Below are 17,124 nucleotides of genomic sequence, written 5' to 3'. Positions count from 1 at the left end.
TTATTCCAAAATATCTTTTCTTTTAAAATTAACCACACCAATAAAAAGAAATAGCAGCCCAAAAATTATACCGCCTTGTATTGCTATAGAATTATTTTCTCCTTTCAGTGGTATAGAGTAAAGCATATGGGCATAGGGAATAAATCTTGCAATAAGTTGAGATTGAGCTAAAAATAAAGATACAATAATCCCCACGAAACCTTGAGCTAGTGAAGCTATAATATTGTTAGTTCGAGAGCTTAACCAAAGTTGTAAACTGATTACTCCTAGAAGAGCAACAAATTGATATATGCCATATTTAAAAAATAAATATATATCTAAGGAGTCAGGAAAATTTAATATTTTTCCCACAAGTATTAGCCCTAAAATATTTAATATAATCATAAGGATACTAAAGATTACTACAGTAATCCATTTAGAAAAATATAATTTATTCTTGCCAATAGGCAAAGTTAAAGTATATTTTAGACCTCCATCTTTATAGTCTACATAATATAATAGTGAGCATATTGTTGTAATGGCCAATGGAAAAGTAATAAACCAAAGAGCTGATAAATGATTTTCTAATAATAAGATTTCCCATGTGTTTAAAAGAACCTGTTTTTTTATAAGATAGTCATATCTTAAATAAACATCTACAAAAGCCAAAAAACTAGTACCCAAAGAAAGCAATACAGCTATGCTCCATGTAAATCCTCTTTTCTGCTTGAGAAATTCATTTTTAATACTGGATAGAAAAACTTTCATTATTTTATTCCTCCTGTTAACTCTAAGAAAATATTCTCTAAACTTTTATTTTCTTCACTAATATGTGAAACTTCAAAGCCTTGAAAAACTAATTCTTTATTGATCAGCCCAGGATTTAAGTCTTCTTTTTTCAAGAATAATCTATCATTCTTTTTATCTACTTCATAATTTTTATCCAATAGATACCTTTCTGCCTCTGATATAGGAGAAACTCCTATACATATTTCAGACTGATTTTTATTTTTAAGTTCTCTAAGAGGTCCTTCAAAAAGGAGTTCTCCTTTATTAATAATTCCTACTTGTGTAGCCATTAACTCTACTTCACTTAAAATATGACTGGATATTAGCACAGTTACCCCCAGCATTTCCGGAAGACTAATTATTAAATCTCTTATCTCATGTATTCCAGAAGGATCTAGCCCATTGGTAGGCTCATCTAATATCAATAATTCCTTATTTCCCAACAGTGCTTGAGCTATTCCAAGTCTTTGTTTCATTCCTAAAGAGAACTTCTTGACTCTTTCATTTTTCCATTTCGTTAAATCTACAATTTTTAATACCTTATCTATCTCTTTTTTATCTGCATCTAATATTTTTCTAGTTATTTCTAGATTTTCTTTAGCAGTTAAATTGCCATAGTAAGATGGGGATTCTACCATAGATCCCACTTTTCTTAATAGATTTATAGAATGACTCTCCATAGGCTTACCAAATAAATAGGATTTTCCTTCAGTAGGTTTTATAAGCCCTAGAAGCATTCTTATTGTAGTAGATTTTCCAGCACCGTTAGGTCCTAAAAATCCATAAATCTGCCCTTTTTCTACTTTCAAATTAATTTTATTAACGGCGGTAAAATTACTAAATTGTTTTGTTAAATTTTTTGTTTCTATAACATATTCATTCATATTAAAACCCCTTCTTAATTTTTTGTTAATTCAACTCTATCATTCGGACCTTAAGTATATTTTTAGTCTTCCTTAATTAATCCTTAAATCTATATAAAAAATAAGCCTTATCTAATTTATAAGGCTTATTTTATAAGACTATAGTTATTTTGGTTCCTTTTCCTAGCTGGCTAGTAACTTGAATAGTACCTCCATGAGCTTCAATAATCTCTTTGGATATAATCATACCTCGTCCAGAACCTTTTTTACTTTCTTCTAAAAGTTTATCATTATAATTTCTATGAAATAGATGGTCAAGTTTTTCTTTAGGCATACCCATACCATTATCCTCAATTAAAATGCAAACTCCATTATCATTAGAAGTCGATATATCAATAATAGTATCTTTAGTATTGTGTATTAGTGCATTATATACTAGATTATTTATTGCCCTAGAAAAAAGATGGGTATCTAAGTCGATGAAAACGGGGTTTTCTTTATAAGAAAAATTTACTTTCCTACTCTCATATAATGGATGGTTTAAAATATTAACAATAATTTCTACCATAAAATCATTTAAATTAACTTTTTGCCTTTTTAAAGGAATTAAACTATTTTGTAGTTTATAGGTTAGTTTTAAATCATTTAATAAATTTTCTATATAATTTGTTTTCTCTAATATTATTTTCAGATAATTATCCTTTTCCTCATTAGAAGACATATAATTATCATCTAATAATATTTCTCCATAACCCTTAATAGATGAAAGAGGAGTCTTTACATCATGGCAAAAATTTTCTATCCAGTTTTTTCGTATTTTATTTAGATTTTCTTTTTCCATTCTGTTTTCTTTTAATTTGAGGCTGAGATTATTTATGCTAGAACAAATATCCTTATATATGCCTTTTTCAGGATAATAAACGTTATAATCCCCACTAGCTAAAATTTTAATGCCATTAATTATTTTAAATAAAGGATTTGTAAGCTTTCGACCAAATAAATAACTTATTAAAATAGTTATGAATAAAGTGCTAAATAATGTTATAAATATTGCTTGTTTATATGATTTAAATATCTTAGAAAAATTAAAATAGATTATATATCTTGCTACTAAATCATATGGCAGCCCTATTATATAACTATATTTTAAATCATTATTCTTAATCATGCCTATAAAAATACTGGAATCTCCTATAACACCATTATATTTATAAGCATGTACAATCTCCACAGGAGAATAGTGTGTAGGAGCATTATCAGGTTTAAGATGACTGTATACTTCATATCCATTGTTATCCAGTATTTGCACCCATCCATTATTCTTTTTTAATATTTCAATTCCTTCTTCTGATACATTAGGATTGTTATCTTTAAATTCTATGAATTGTAAGAAATCTGAGGCAAATTCTTCTGCTGCCATGGGAGTTGAGTAGATTTCATTGGTATCATTGGTATTTCTAGAAAACGTATATTGTCCATATAAAAAATAATTTAAGGAGGAGAAAACTAGCAAAAGAATCATCATATTGACAATAGTTATGGTTATGATAAAGCGTAAGGTCATTTTCCAGTTCATCTACCTATACCTCCTTAGTATTTAATTTGTATCCAAGCCCTTTTATGGTTAATAAATACTTAGGAGAACTGGGAATATCCTCAATTTTTTCTCTTATTTTTCTTATATGGACCATAATAGTATTGTCATCACCGAAGTAGGGTTCTTCCCATATGGCTTCATATAAAGTCTTTTTACTTAATATATGGTTTGGATATTTTGCTAAGTATAATAAAAGTTGATATTCTTTTGCTGTTAAGGACAAAACCTGCCCATTTTTTGATACTTCTTTTTTTCCTTCATTTATGGACATCTGTCCAAATTCAATTATATTATTTTCTATAGTATTTAAATATGCTTTTCGTCTAAGTTGTGCCTTTATTCTATAGGCTACTTCTTTAGGGCTAAATGGTTTAGTAATATAATCATCTCCACCCAAGCTTAAACCCAATAATTTATCTATATCATCATTTTTTGCGGATAAAAATAATATTGGGCATAAAGTAATTTCTCTTAAGGATTGGCATACTTGAAATCCATCGATATCTGGAAGCATTATATCTAAAACAATTATATCTGGATTCATTTTTTTACATAGTTCAATGCCTTCATATCCAGATAAAGATTTGTATATCTCTTTAAATCCCTCTTTAATCAATGTTGTCTCTAACAAATCTAGTATATCCTTCTCATCATCTACTAAAAGTATTTTTTCTGTTCCTAAGGAGTTTATTCCAATCAATTCAATTATCCTTTCTAATACAAATATATTTTGAAATATAATTATACAAAACAGCACTTATATTTTCAGTATATATTATTAAAACCTTAAATAAAAGCACAAAAAATCTGATAGGGTATTTCCCTATCAGACTTTAAATGAATTATTGAATATTTTAATCTAAAGTATCTACAATATACATCTTTCTAAAAAGTTCTTAAAATGATTTCTATTTTAAGAAGCTCTTGGGAATGTTGGATTGCTTGGTGTAAAGTCTGGATCATTGTTTATATATTCTTGAATATATTTTTCTACCTCTACACCTATATTTCTTAGACCTTCATTACCAAACATTACATTGTATTCCAATACATATAATCTATTATCAACTACTGCTACATCAAACCCTGCATGGTTTATGTTTAACTCCCTTGCTATATCTTCCACTAATTTAATTGCTTCTTCTGGTACATTATCATAATCATAGGATGCACCCTTTGCAATATTGTTGTGAAATTGGCCTTCTCCTGCAATTCTCCAATAGGAGCCTATTACTTGATTTCCTACATATACTATTCTAATATCTCTATCTATAGGAAGTCTTTCCTGAATATATAAAATTTCGTTATTATCTATATAAGACCTAAGTTGTTTCCTATCTTCTACAAGAAAAACTCCTCTTCCCATAGAATTCTTTATTTCCTTAGCAACTAATGGATAACTAAATTCTTCCTCTATTGTTTCTATATTTATATTATCCTTACCTAATATTTGCGTATAAGGTACACTTTTAGGGAATATGGCTTGTAAAGCCCTAGTTGTCTCAATCTTATTATGCCCAAGTTGGTATGTGCTGATATTTGGAAATATCTTTTTTTTCAGTCCATAGACCAATGTATTCACTTGCCAGTATTCAGGAAATAATATATAGTCTGCTTCTTTTATCTTCTCTATTTCTTTGAACATATTTTCAGGTTTAATATAGCTAACCTTGGGAATGCCTATCGTTCTAAAAGGGTTAAATGTGATTAATTTCATTAGACCATCCTCTCTAATATTTGACAAAAATATTTTACTCCGAAAAGATGGTTTTAGCAATATTTTTTTATTGGAAAATATAAATAATATCCAATAATTATTTTATTCTCATTTTTCTAATAAAAATTCTATATAACCATATCAATATGCCATAAGCTAATATTATAATTAATAAGTTCATTATTCTCTCATTCATGGTTCCATCTGCAAATATTACAGGACCTATTCCAAAGAATGATATAAATAAAAATAGGATTATAAATGCTATATGACCTATTACTTTTAACATAATAATCACTCCTTAAAAATAAATAATCACTCTTAGGGTATTATTTATACCCTTAAAGAGTGATTATTATTTAATATTTCTTAAGCTGCAAACTGACTATTATAAAGCTCTGCATAGAATCCATTTTTTTGTAAAAGCTCCTCATGGCTACCTTGCTCTACAATATCTCCATCTTTCATAACAAGTATCAAGTCTGCATCTCTTATAGTTGAAAGCCTATGGGCAATTATAAAGCTAGTTCTTCCTTTCATAAGATTTTCCATAGCTTTCTGTATCAATACTTCTGTCCTAGTATCTACAGAAGAAGTTGCTTCATCTAAAATAAGAATCTTAGGATCTGAAAGGATTGCCCTTCCTATGGTTAAAAGTTGCTTTTGTCCTTGGGATATATTATTAGCTTCTTCATTTATTACCATATTATATCCATCTGGCAAAGTCTGTATAAATCTATGGGCATATGCAGATTTGGAAGCTTTTATTACTTCATCATCTGTAGCATCTAATCTACCATATCTTATATTATCCATTATACTTCCGCTAAATAACCATGTATCTTGAAGAACCATGCCAAAATTATCCCTCAAATCTTCTCTCGTAAAATCATTTATATCATAACCATCTATGAGTATTCTACCTTCATTTAAATCATAGAATCTCATTAGAAGTTTAACTATGGTAGTCTTACCTGCTCCTGTAGGTCCTACTATGGCTACCTTCTGTCCTGGTTTTATATCTGCTGAGAAATTATTGATTATTATCTTGTCTTCATTATATCCAAACTTAACATTCTCAAATGTTACACTTCCCTCAACTTCTTCTAGTTTAACAGGTACTTCTGATTCCTTAATTTCTTCATCTTCTCCCAAGAATTCAAATACTCTTTCGGCTGCAGCAACTGTAGATTGCAGTACATTCGATATTTGTGCGACCTGTGCTATAGGCTGAGTAAAACTTCTTATATACTGAATAAATGAAAGTATATCTCCTACTTCTATGGTCTTTCTAATAGCATACCATCCACCTAGAATTGAAACTGCTACATAGCCTATATTGCCAATAAAAGTCATAATTGGCATCATCATTCCAGAAAGAAATTGTGCTTTCCAAGCAGAATTATAAAGTTCTCCATTAATCTTACTAAATTCTTCAATTACTTCGTCTTCTGCATTGAAAGCTTTCATTATATTATGACCACCATAAACTTCTTCTATATGACCATTAACTTGACCAAGAGACTTTTGCTGTGCTCTAAAGTATTTTTGAGATTTCTTAACTACTGTCATGACCAAAATCATAGAAATAGGCAATATCAGTACAGCTGCAATAGTCATTTGCCAAGATATAGAGAGCATCATAATAAGAATACCAACTAAAGTAGTAGCTGAAGTTATTATATTACTCATACTTTGGTTTAATGATTGGCTCACTGTATCTACATCATTTGTGACCCTTGATAATACATCACCATGGGATACACCATCAAAATATTTAAGAGGGAGTCTATTAACCTTTTCAGATATTTCCTTCCTTAAATTATAACTTACCTTCTGTGCTACACCTGTAACAATAAGCCCTTGTATAAAGGAAAACAATGCAGATATTACATATAGTCCTATTAAAAGTAAGATTATATTCAATATATATTGGAAGTCTATTCCTCCACCCATCGTTCCAGATATCTTTGAAACAAGTCCTTCAAATATTTTAGTTGTAGCTTTACCAAGTATTTTAGGTCCTACTATGGAAAAAGCAGTACTTCCAATAGCAAATATCATAACTATAATTAGTTTTAATTTATAGGGTCTTAAATAGTTAAGAAGCTTTGAGAAAGTCCCTTTGAAATCCTTAGGTTTTTCAAATCTACCTCCCATTCCCCCCATTGGGCCATGACCCATTGGTCCTCCTCGCCTCTGATTTTTTACATTTCTTTCACTCATATTGCTAATTCCTCCTCTGATAGCTGGGACAAGGCAATTTGTCTATAAACATCACAATTCTTTAAAAGTTCACTGTGAGTTCCTATACCAACTATTCTTCCTTCATCTAAGACTACAATATTTTCAGCATTCATTATAGTGTTAATTCTCTGTGCAACTATTAGTATAGTTCTATCTTGAATTTCTTCACCCATTGCCTTTCTTAAAGCAGCATCTGTTTTAAAATCTAGAGCTGAAAAACTATCATCAAAGATAAATATTTCTGGTTTTTTAACTAATGCTCTAGCAATTGAAAGTCTTTGTCTTTGACCTCCAGAGACATTAGTTCCTCCTTGAGATATTTCAGAGTAAATTTTATTCTCCTTTTCATCTATAAATTCTTTGGCCTGTGATATTTCTATAGCCTTTAAGACATTTTCATCATCAACACCAGCATTCCTACCATATTTTAAATTACTTTCTATAGTTCCTGTGAATAAAATACCCTTTTGAGGAACATATCCTATTCTTTCTCTTAAATCATGGAGTTTTATATTTCTTATGTCTATACCATCAAGAAGAATCTCTCCCTCTGTAACATCATAAAATCTTGGTATTAAATTTATAAGAGTTGACTTTCCACTTCCTGTACTTCCAATAAAGGCTGTAGTTTCTCCAGGTTTTGCCGCAAAAGATATATCTTTAAGAACATATTCTTCTGCCCCAGGGTATTTAAAACTTACATTCTTAAACTCCAATAATCCCTTTATATCTTTATTCAATTCTTTAGAATTTATAGGATCTTTAATTGTAAGCTCCTTATCCAATACTTCTGAAATCCTCTGTGCTGATACGGAAGCTCTTGGAAGTATTATTGAGATCATTGATATCATAAGGAAGGACATGATTATCTGCATTGTATATTGCATAAATGCCATCATATCTCCAACTTGTATTACACCATTATCTATTTCATGGGCTCCTACCCATATGATTAATAGCATAATGACATTCATAATAAGCATCATAGTAGGCATCATCATAGTCATTACCCTTGATACAAAGAGATTAGTCCTTGTTAAATCATTGTTTGCATTGTCAAATTTCTTTTCTTCAAATCTTTGAGTATTAAAGGCTCTAATTACCATCAATCCATTAAGTGATTCTCTCATTACAAGATTAACCTTATCTACAAGCTTCTGTAGCTTCTTGAATCTTGGCATAGCTATGGTAAAGAGAACTATAACTAGTGTAAGGATAGCTATAACTCCTACTGCAATTATCCAAGCCATTGAGGTATTTGTTCTAAGAGCTCTTATAATTCCACCTACTCCTAGAATAGGAGCATAAAATACTATCCTAAGCATCATCATACTAAACATTTGTACCTGCTGTATATCATTTGTACTTCTAGTTATTAATGAAGCAGTTGAAAAATCATCAAATTCTCCATTGGAGAATGCAGTTACTTGTCTAAATACCTTATCCCGTAAATTTCTGCCTAGACTAGCAGATACCCTAGCAGATATAAATCCAACACCTATGGATGCTACCATGCTTAAAAGTGCAATTAGTAGCATTATTCCGCCTATATGCAGAATATAATTGGATTGAAACTTATTCATATTTAATCCTATAACCTCATACTCTGATTTAACATAGTTAATAGCGGATTGGTTTATCATAGTTTCTGGTAGGTTTTTAAATTGTTCTTCAATATCACTTTTCATAGCATCAAACTGTTCCTCTGGTAAATTCTTTAATACCATAAAAGGATCTGTTCCCTCTGGAAGATTGGCAAAAGGATTCTTCTCTTTATTTTCTGCAGCGATTCCTTGAGGAGCTCCATTTTCAATTCCCCATATAATAAGCATTGGTTTACCTAAAAAGGAATTCATCTCCTCTATGTCTTCCTTAGATTTCGTATTTAAAATATATAAATCTTGTTTTTCTAAAGCAGGATATTTCTCTAAATAATCCTTATATTCTTTTTCTGATAAATTTTCTTTGTTTATAAGTCTGTAGCTACTATCTACAAAAATTTTTTCATTATTACTTAAAAATATTTTAATTTTTTCCATTTCTGAAGCCCTAATTACTTCAGGTGCTACATCTTTTATTCCACTTTGCTGTATTCCTACATTTACTATACTTGACATATAGTCAGGAAGAGCTAATTCAGTACTGGCTTGAAATAAAAGCAACACTATAATAATTACTATGGATATAGTAAATGGCTTAAATTCTTTAAATAACTTTAACATATTTCCCTCCTAAGTCTAATTTATTATTTCTCACTACTTACCTGAAGATTATCTCTAACTTGCAATAATAATCTTCTTAGAATTACTTTCTCCTCTACTGTAAAATTTCCAAAACATTCTTTTTCTAAATTCCACATCACATCTTTGGCTTTTTTACAAATCTTTTTTCCTTTTTCAGTAATATAAACCCTAGATATTCTTTGATCATCTGTATCTTGCCTACGCTCCACTAGATTTGCCTTCTCCATTCTCTTTAGCATTACCGTTATGGTAGCAGGAGCTACTTTTAATTTATCTGCTAATTCTTTTTGGCTCTGTCCGCCTTCTTTACTTAATATAAAAAGCATAGGGGGTTGCCCTGGATATATTCCTATTTCATCAAGTAGCATGTGAGTACGAATATGGTGGAATCTCAACACTTCCAAGAAAGCAAAATATAAGGAATCTTTATCTATATTCTCCATTTCTCTACCTCCATTTTAGTTAGTCGGCTAAGTATATTATTCATAATACTACTATAATCCTTAATTGTCAATATGTATTTTGTCATATTAAATATATCTTTTTAATATTAGTCGACTAATTAGATTCTTTAATCTCATGCAATTTTTTGTGATGAATTAAAATCAGCTCAATGACCAAAACCTCCCGCATAAACAGGAGGTTTTTTTAATCCGATACTTGTTCTAATTTATATAGTTCAACAGCCCATATTCCGTCAATTCCTTTTTTAATTGGCTGCACAAGCCTTAGTTCTATGAACTTATTATGACCTTGAAACTCATATCTTATAACTTTGTTATCAATATTATGTTCTATTTTAATTCTATTAGCGTCCTCACTGGAATGCCCTATTGAATCTATAAACTCTAAGGATGTAGATAAATAACTGTTTTCCCCTCCATCATCTATAGCTTTTTGTAATTCCTCTAATTTTTCCATGTCAAGTTTAACTGGTATCCATTTTACTTCTGCTGGATTGTTATCAAACTTTCCATCTGAGGCAAATACATACTCACAAATGTTATCTCCCCAAGTAGCTTCTATGCAAAATACTCTACCCGTTGTTCCTATATCACTATCTGATGCAGGGGGATTTTTAAATTTATAAATCCCATTAGTATGATAATTTACAGAAACATCCACAATTGGCAATAGAGATTCTGTATAACTTTCTGTCAAATAGGCCATCTTTACTGCTACATTATCAGGTTTAGAATCTCCAAAATCAACTGTAATTTCTTCTTCTGGCACTAATCTATGGAGACCTGTTAATATACTTGGCTCACTACTCCAAGCTGCTTGATAGAAAGAAGCTCTATCATAAATACTTCCATTCCATTTGGTCTTGAGTATTGTATATACTTCTATTGCTTCAAGGTCTGTTTCGTTAGTGATTATAATTGATGGCGGTTTTATAGGGATACTAGTCGTTATAGTTTCTTCTTCTATTTTACTAGTAGGATTATAAGTATCTTTTCTAACTCCTGAACCTAAATATAATCCTCCAAATATAACAGCCAAAAGTAAAATCCCTGAGATAAATATAACTATTTTAGACTTTTTATTATAGTTCATAATGGTTATAAGTCTATCCTTCAACATGTTTTTATCCTCACCCATCGTCGCTTGCAATCTTCCTGTAGAACTTTGGATCTCAGATACCATGGAAATCAAAGTATCTCCATATTCTTGCTTTTCCTTATTGCTTAAATTTTTGATCACAGCCTCATCACAGGATAATTCACATATATGATTAATTTCTTTTCCAATGACATATACCATTGGATTGAACCAATGAATAGATTTAGTTATCATGATAACCCATTTTATCATTATATCAAAACGTCTTAGATGTATAAGTTCATGGAGCAATATATTCTTTAGTTGCTTTTCATTATATTCTCTATCTGGAATTATAATCCTTGGTTTGAATATTCCCATAAGCATTGGAGTACTCACTAATGGATTTCGTAATAAATGAATTTTATTTTTTCCATTAATTAAAGAATTTAATAGTAGATTTTCTTCATCTGTAGCATCTTTGTTTTTTGGTTTTAGATGATTTAAAAATTTTAGATAACTTATTGTATTAATAGTTAAAGTAATTATTGCTCCTAATAGATATATGTAAAACATATGAGAGCTAAGTCCTTGAAATATGTCCTTAAAATATCTATTATGATCGGCATCAAAATTATAAACTCCACTTTTTACATTCTCTTTTACATTCGGAGTCTCAAAGAAATTATTTTGTTTAAAACTTTCGTTACTAATTGATTGTATTTCTTTTTTAGAAGGTAATTGTGTTTGTATACTCTTATTGTAGAAGACCCTATTCATAATACTTTCTTCAAGGGAAAATGGTAAGATTAGTCTAAATACCACTACAATCCAAACATAATATTGGATAGACTTAGATAGCCTATTCTTTATAAAAGGTTTAATTGCAAATAATATCAATGCTAAAATACTTCCTGATAAAGAAAGAGATAGAATTAGTCTAAGTACATTATTCATCATTTTCACCTACTTTAAACATCTTCTGTAACTCTTCAATATCCTTTTTATTAAGTTTTTTATTATCTAATAGAGATGCTACTAAGTTCTTTGCGCTACCATTATATAATTTATCAATTAAATCTTGAGTCGTATATTCATTATATTCTTCCTCTGTGACTAACGGCTTATAATAAAATACTTCCCTTTTTACTGCTTGAACTACATCTTTTTTTACAAGTCTACGAAGTAAAGTTTTTATTGTAGAACTTTCCCAATCAGTGCTTTCTTCAAGAGACTTTCTTATATCGGTAATATTCAGCTCCCGACCTGCATCCCATAATACACGCATCACTACAGCTTCAGAATCAGTTATTCTTGATATCATCTTCACCCCTCCAGTTTACATTTGTAACCTTTATTATAGTTTACGCCTGTAACCTATAATTGTCAATATAGATAAGTTGAAATGTTACTGAATTGTAAACTATTTTGTTACTGAATTGTAAACCGCTCTTCGACAATTTCCCCTATAATATTACTACATAGAGGGGGTTGACATAATGAAGAAAATATTAAGTTTCATTCTTTTACTATTTATTACAATTAGCCTAATTAACTATATTAAAAAAGATACTGCTCCTATCTATTCGGATAATTTAATCCTAGAGGAAGAAATGGATACTCCATTGCAAACCAGTATAACAAGAACAAAAAGAAAAGATTTAGGTGAGGTTGAAACTATAATTGAATATGGTGACTATTCTTCACTTGCTGCACATTATCCTATATTTGGTATAGACTCAATCGATAGTACCATTAAAGATATGGTACAAGGTTATATTGACAATTTCTATAGAGAAGTTGAGAATAACATCTCCAATAGGAAGTTGAAATCCGAGTTAAATATAGATTTTGACATGTATATTACACAGGATGATATAGTAAGCTTAAAGTTTTCAATTATGGAGAGCATGAGCTACAATGCTCATCCTAATAATTCAATTCAAACCTTTGTAATCAATTTAGGAAAAGAAGAGTTTATTTCATTAGATGACATATTTAAAGGTGAATATTTATCAATGTTATCTGAAATAATTATTAATCATTTCAGTGATGATGAAGAGTATAAGGAGTATATAGAAACAGATCTCTTTAAAGAAAAACTAGCTTCTGCTAAAGACAACTTAGATAAGTTTGTTGTACAAGAAAATAGCATAATCCTATTTTTCGAGAAATATGAGCTGTTTGCAGGGTCATTTGGGGAACAAGAAGTAGAGATCTCATATAGGGATTTAAGAGGTTTTCTAAAAAAAGAACTTGAAGATTTAGTCGAGGAACCATTAGATCCAATTGTAGAGGAAAATGACATTGAGAAGCCTAAAGAAATTATAGAGGAAGAAACTAGGATAATTGATCCAGAGAAGCCAATGGTAGCCCTTACATTTGATGATGGACCAAATGGGAAAACTACTATACCTATATTAGATACCTTAGAAAAATATAATTCAGTGGGAACATTCTTTGTATTAGGAAATAGAGTATCCCATAATAAAGAGATTTTAGAAAGAATGATTGCAGAAGGAAGTGAAGTTGGTAATCATACCTATAACCATAAAAAATTAACAAGTCTGTCAACAGAAGATGTGGAATGGCAAATAAAATCTACACAGGATATAATATTTGATACTATTTCCATCACACCAAAAGTAATGAGACCAACCTATGGAGCTTATGATGACATTCTGAAATCAACTTTGGATATGCCAATGATCCTCTGGTCAATAGACACCTTAGACTGGAAGTACCGGGATACAAACAGAGTTGTAAAAAGTATCTTAGACAATGTAACTGATGGGGATATAATACTAATGCATGATCTTTATGAAAGCACTGCAAATGCAGTAGAAAAAGTTGTCCCTGAATTAATAGATAGAGGATTCCAGTTAGTCACAGTTAGCGAATTATATGAAGCTAGAGGTAAGACATTGGAAAGTGGCAAAACATATAATCATGTTCATAAAAATAGATAAGGTATTTATAATTGGTAGTATTATATTACTCCCTTTTATAGTTTCACAGAGAAGGGTCTTAAACCCTTCTCTTATATTTTAGGATAAAACAATCTATGAACTTATCTTCTTTGATATCAGATGATAATGGAGTTTATAAGGTTATTAATAGAGAACAGTTAATAATAAACTTAGCCTTGGGTATACTCTAACAGTCTTTTCTGTTATTGTAAGGAGATCTATAAATGTTATAAATATTTAACATAAAAACCTTGACTAATTTCACTCCGTGTTATATATTTATAACATAGGGGTTATAAATATATAACACGGAGGAGATAATTGTGGAAAAGAAAAAAATTAATTTAGTGACACAATACGGATTAAAAGCATTGCTAATACTTGGGATATTGACTTTATATGTTGCAAGCAGGGAAAATTTTGGTTTCAAACAATATGAACCTATTATCTCAAAGTTCTATTATATAGGATTAATATTTTATGGTCTTATTGGATTAATAAGAAAAGATGAAAAAGTTGACGAATCGGCTGAAAGGATATTAGGCAAAGTAAATCAAATATGCTTAAATGTTGCTATTTCAGGACTAGTAATATTGATGATTCTCGTAGGAGCTCCGATGTACAAAGAAGTAAATCTTTCCAGAGATATGATTGGATTACTTATGCTAATTTTATTATTTATAATCACCAGTCTAAAACCAATTTTATTTCATCATTTTGACAGGAAAGGACCCTAAGATGCCTACTTTAAAAACCAATTTAAAAGAATATAGAGAAAGCAGAAATATGAAACAAAGTGAACTCGCAGAATTAGTTGGTGTTCGCCGTGAAACTATTGTACATTTGGAAAACGGGAGATATAATCCTTCTTTAAAGCTAGCCATGGATATTGCAAAAATATTTGGAGTCACTGTAGAAACATTATTTGAATTTATAGACTAAAATTATCATATAAGTAATATATATTTTTCTACCTAATAGTTCCTCACGACTGCCTTTTTTCACTATTTTCCTATGATCTATTATCATAATTACAGCTATATCCTCATGAGGATATAGCTGTAATTATTGCATTGGCTTTATATCAAATTCAATAATTCCTCCCTTTGGACTATTATTTTCAGCTTTAATATTTCCACCATGTTTTTCTACTATAGTCTTGGCTATATACATACCTAAGCCAGAATGTCCCGTTGTAAATGAGCGAGATTTATCTCCCCTATAAAATTTATTGAAAATATTTTTTAAATCTTCATTACTAAAACCTTTTCCAGTATCCATGATGGAAAATTTTATTTTATCATCTTTACATAAGATATTCAGCTTTATAGACTCACCCTTCTCTGTATATCTAATGCTATTGGACATAATATTATCTAATACTTGCTCTATTGATTTAATATCAAATTTATCTATAGATCTTTTTTCTCTTAAATCTATAATATCTACTTTAAAGTAAATTCCTTTTTCTTGGCATAATAGGTTATAATCCTTTTCCTTTAACCCTAAAAATTCTATAATATTAATCTCTATAGGTTGTAAAGTAAAATTGGGATTTTCAATATTAGATATTTTATTCATATCCTCTAATAAGGCTAAAGCCCTTTCATTATTTCTTTTAATTACTTCTATATAATCCTTAAACTTATCTCCCTCAACAGTACCATCTATTAATGCTTCTGAATAGGTATTTATAATAGTAAGAGGTGTTTTTAAATCATGAGCAATACTTGCTATGTTTTCTCGTCTCTTCTCCTCTAAATCCCATTGCTTTATTAAAGAGTCTTTAAGATTAATCCTCATATCTTCGAAAGCATCACAAAGTCTTCCAAGTTCATTATTTTCTTTATAGTCTATAGAGAAATCTAAGTCCTTATTCTTAATTTTTTCTGATCCTTCCATCAATAGATTAATTGGTTTTACTAGATTCTTAGCTAACTTTTTAGAGTAAAATATTGTAAAGACCACTATATATATAAATGGAATAAATATTATCAAATTATTCAATTTATATAGTAAATAATTATTTATTTTTGGAGTGCTCCTAAGCTGATATTTTAATATAATTGCACCTTTAATATCACTACTCTCATTAAAAGCAGGTACAACTTTAGCAAAGTTATTATTTCCCAGCCTTAAAACAGAATTTAAACTTTCATATAGTTTTCTTTTATTTTTAATTAAAGGATTTTTAATACTTCCATATATTAAATTCCCCTCATTATCTAAAACTTGATATAATATTCCTTCACTTGGTACGATTCTATTCATTTGGCCCTCAAATTTTTTATCTAAAACAGCTTCATATTTTTCGTTAATCTCATAGATAATCCTAGACAATTGATTTTCGTAATAATTAGCTGGGTATTGAATATAATCAAAGGTTTTAAACCATATTATAAAGCTTATTATAGATAGGATAAGACTTAAAACAATTATCTTTATAAAAGCTACTATAAATTGATATTTCAAACTCTTATCTTTCATGATTTTACATCCCATTTATAGCCAATACCCCAAACGGTAGCTATATATTGATTATCTTCTTCAATAGCCGAGATTTTAGATCTAATCTTTTTGATATGTTCTGTAACAGTAGAGGTGCATCCCATGCCATCAAATCCCCAGACTCTTTCATATATTTGTTCTTTTGAAAAAACTTGTCCTGGATAAAGAGCTAGGAGTTCTACTATTTCAAACTCTTTTTTAGTAAGATTTAAGTCTTCATCATTAATTTTTACAGTCATTCCCTTTATATCTATCTTTAAGTTTTTAAATTGTAAACAATTTTCAAGTCCTTTATTCACATATCTTTTTTCTCGTCTTAGGTGAGCCTTAACTCTTATAACCAGCTCTTTTAGACTAAAAGGCTTTGTTATATAATCATCTCCACCGATAGCTAAACCCTTTATTTTGTCAGCTTCCGAATCTTTTGCGGATAAAAATAAAATGGGACAAATCACATTGTCACGAATTGCATTACATACGTTAAAGCCATCTATATCAGGCATCATAATATCTAGGATTATTAAATCGGGCTTCTTTTTAGATAATTCAATTCCATCAAATCCATTATATGCAACTAATACATTATAGCCATTACTTTCCAATACGTCTTTTATTACCATAATAATATCTGCTTCGTCATCGATAATAAGAATTGTTTCCATGATTGCCT

At 29.7% G+C, this 17,124-nt stretch carries 16 protein-coding genes; 3 read left to right on the top strand and 13 right to left on the bottom strand.

The window, feature by feature from the left end; all coding sequences use genetic code 11:
- The 11 genes from CIW83_RS12935 to CIW83_RS12885 all read right to left on the bottom strand — a co-directional run bounded on the left by CIW83_RS12935 (nt 1) and on the right by CIW83_RS12885 (nt 12,301).
- Nucleotides 1–747, bottom strand: coding sequence for an ABC transporter permease (locus CIW83_RS12935; RefSeq protein ID WP_094901816.1), 747 nt, complete (start codon nt 745–747; stop codon nt 1–3).
- Nucleotides 747–1,652: an ABC transporter ATP-binding protein gene (locus CIW83_RS12930; protein ID WP_094901814.1), complete on the bottom strand. Its 906-nt coding sequence runs from the start codon at nt 1,650–1,652 to the stop codon at nt 747–749. The genes CIW83_RS12935 and CIW83_RS12930 overlap by 1 nt, the downstream gene beginning before the upstream one ends.
- 130 nt (nt 1,653–1,782) lie before the next feature.
- A complete protein-coding gene (locus CIW83_RS12925) occupies nt 1,783–3,207 on the bottom strand; it encodes a HAMP domain-containing sensor histidine kinase (RefSeq protein ID WP_094901812.1) in 1,425 nt (474 codons plus the stop codon).
- A gap of 4 nt (nt 3,208–3,211) precedes the next feature.
- Nucleotides 3,212–3,928: a response regulator transcription factor gene (locus CIW83_RS12920; protein WP_235601329.1), complete on the bottom strand. Its 717-nt coding sequence runs from the start codon at nt 3,926–3,928 to the stop codon at nt 3,212–3,214.
- Between the two features lie 213 nt (nt 3,929–4,141).
- Nucleotides 4,142–4,972 carry a RimK family alpha-L-glutamate ligase gene (locus tag CIW83_RS12915; protein ID WP_201259869.1) on the bottom strand — a complete coding sequence of 277 codons (831 nt, stop codon included), beginning with the start codon at nt 4,970–4,972 and terminating at the stop codon, nt 4,142–4,144.
- Between the two features lie 70 nt (nt 4,973–5,042).
- On the bottom strand, nt 5,043–5,234 hold the full coding sequence (locus CIW83_RS12910; RefSeq protein WP_094901810.1) for a hypothetical protein: 192 nt from the start codon (nt 5,232–5,234) through the stop codon (nt 5,043–5,045).
- An 80-nt stretch (nt 5,235–5,314) separates the two neighbouring features.
- The gene (locus tag CIW83_RS12905) at nt 5,315–7,171 is read right to left on the bottom strand and encodes an ABC transporter ATP-binding protein (RefSeq protein WP_094901808.1); all 1,857 of its coding nucleotides are present in this window, start codon (nt 7,169–7,171) and stop codon (nt 5,315–5,317) included.
- A complete protein-coding gene (locus CIW83_RS12900; protein ID WP_094901806.1) occupies nt 7,168–9,414 on the bottom strand; it encodes an ABC transporter ATP-binding protein in 2,247 nt (748 codons plus the stop codon). Before CIW83_RS12900 ends, CIW83_RS12905 begins: the two co-directional genes overlap by 4 nt.
- 23 nt (nt 9,415–9,437) lie before the next feature.
- Nucleotides 9,438–9,878: a MarR family winged helix-turn-helix transcriptional regulator gene (locus CIW83_RS12895; protein WP_094901804.1), complete on the bottom strand. Its 441-nt coding sequence runs from the start codon at nt 9,876–9,878 to the stop codon at nt 9,438–9,440.
- Nucleotides 9,879–10,083: 205 nt separating this feature from the next.
- Entirely contained in the window at nt 10,084–11,934 is a 1,851-nt protein-coding gene (locus CIW83_RS12890; protein WP_158220116.1) for a M56 family metallopeptidase, read from the bottom strand.
- Entirely contained in the window at nt 11,927–12,301 is a 375-nt protein-coding gene (locus CIW83_RS12885) for a BlaI/MecI/CopY family transcriptional regulator (protein ID WP_094901799.1), read from the bottom strand. The genes CIW83_RS12890 and CIW83_RS12885 overlap by 8 nt, the downstream gene beginning before the upstream one ends.
- A gap of 175 nt (nt 12,302–12,476) precedes the next feature.
- Here CIW83_RS12885 and CIW83_RS12880 point away from each other — a divergent pair, with 175 nt between their 5' ends.
- From CIW83_RS12880 to CIW83_RS12870, 3 genes are all read left to right on the top strand, one after another.
- The gene (locus CIW83_RS12880; protein WP_094901797.1) at nt 12,477–13,946 is read left to right on the top strand and encodes a polysaccharide deacetylase family protein; all 1,470 of its coding nucleotides are present in this window, start codon (nt 12,477–12,479) and stop codon (nt 13,944–13,946) included.
- Between the two features lie 323 nt (nt 13,947–14,269).
- Nucleotides 14,270–14,683, top strand: a complete 414-nt coding sequence (locus tag CIW83_RS12875; protein WP_094901795.1) for a hypothetical protein — start codon at nt 14,270–14,272, stop codon at nt 14,681–14,683.
- Between the two features lies 1 nt (nt 14,684).
- The gene (locus CIW83_RS12870) at nt 14,685–14,888 is read left to right on the top strand and encodes a helix-turn-helix transcriptional regulator (protein ID WP_094901793.1); all 204 of its coding nucleotides are present in this window, start codon (nt 14,685–14,687) and stop codon (nt 14,886–14,888) included.
- 123 nt (nt 14,889–15,011) lie between these two features.
- Here the strand turns inward: CIW83_RS12870 and CIW83_RS12865 are convergent, their stop codons facing one another.
- Both CIW83_RS12865 and CIW83_RS12860 read right to left on the bottom strand, forming a co-directional pair.
- Entirely contained in the window at nt 15,012–16,433 is a 1,422-nt protein-coding gene (locus CIW83_RS12865; protein ID WP_158220115.1) for a HAMP domain-containing sensor histidine kinase, read from the bottom strand.
- Nucleotides 16,430–17,116 carry a response regulator transcription factor gene (locus CIW83_RS12860; protein WP_094901789.1) on the bottom strand — a complete coding sequence of 229 codons (687 nt, stop codon included), beginning with the start codon at nt 17,114–17,116 and terminating at the stop codon, nt 16,430–16,432. Before CIW83_RS12860 ends, CIW83_RS12865 begins: the two co-directional genes overlap by 4 nt.
- Nucleotides 17,117–17,124 lie beyond the last annotated feature (8 nt).

It is taken from the genome of Tissierella sp. P1 (assembly GCF_002266425.1).
Classification (GTDB): Bacteria; Bacillota; Clostridia; order Tissierellales; family Tissierellaceae; genus Tissierella; species Tissierella carlieri.
The sequence above is the reverse complement of the archived record's forward strand: the minus strand, read 5'-3'. Positions and strand labels throughout refer to the sequence as shown.

Bases quoted from the DNA above. Each gene is read 5' to 3' on its own strand.
- CIW83_RS12865 (WP_158220115.1), bottom strand. From the start codon at position 16,433: ATGAAAGATAAGAGTTTGAAATATCAATTTATAGTAGCTTTTATAAAG.
- CIW83_RS12870 (WP_094901793.1), top strand. From the start codon at position 14,685: ATGCCTACTTTAAAAACCAATTTAAAAGAATATAGAGAAAGCAGAAAT.
- CIW83_RS12930 (WP_094901814.1), bottom strand. From the start codon at position 1,652: ATGAATGAATATGTTATAGAAACAAAAAATTTAACAAAACAATTTAGT.
- CIW83_RS12880 (WP_094901797.1), top strand. From the start codon at position 12,477: ATGAAGAAAATATTAAGTTTCATTCTTTTACTATTTATTACAATTAGC.
- CIW83_RS12900 (WP_094901806.1), bottom strand. From the start codon at position 9,414: ATGTTAAAGTTATTTAAAGAATTTAAGCCATTTACTATATCCATAGTA.
- CIW83_RS12925 (WP_094901812.1), bottom strand. From the start codon at position 3,207: ATGAACTGGAAAATGACCTTACGCTTTATCATAACCATAACTATTGTC.
- CIW83_RS12910 (WP_094901810.1), bottom strand. From the start codon at position 5,234: ATGTTAAAAGTAATAGGTCATATAGCATTTATAATCCTATTTTTATTT.
- CIW83_RS12935 (WP_094901816.1), bottom strand. From the start codon at position 747: ATGAAAGTTTTTCTATCCAGTATTAAAAATGAATTTCTCAAGCAGAAA.
- CIW83_RS12860 (WP_094901789.1), bottom strand. From the start codon at position 17,116: ATGGAAACAATTCTTATTATCGATGACGAAGCAGATATTATTATGGTA.
- CIW83_RS12890 (WP_158220116.1), bottom strand. From the start codon at position 11,934: ATGAATAATGTACTTAGACTAATTCTATCTCTTTCTTTATCAGGAAGT.
- CIW83_RS12905 (WP_094901808.1), bottom strand. From the start codon at position 7,171: ATGAGTGAAAGAAATGTAAAAAATCAGAGGCGAGGAGGACCAATGGGT.
- CIW83_RS12895 (WP_094901804.1), bottom strand. From the start codon at position 9,878: ATGGAGAATATAGATAAAGATTCCTTATATTTTGCTTTCTTGGAAGTG.
- CIW83_RS12885 (WP_094901799.1), bottom strand. From the start codon at position 12,301: ATGATATCAAGAATAACTGATTCTGAAGCTGTAGTGATGCGTGTATTA.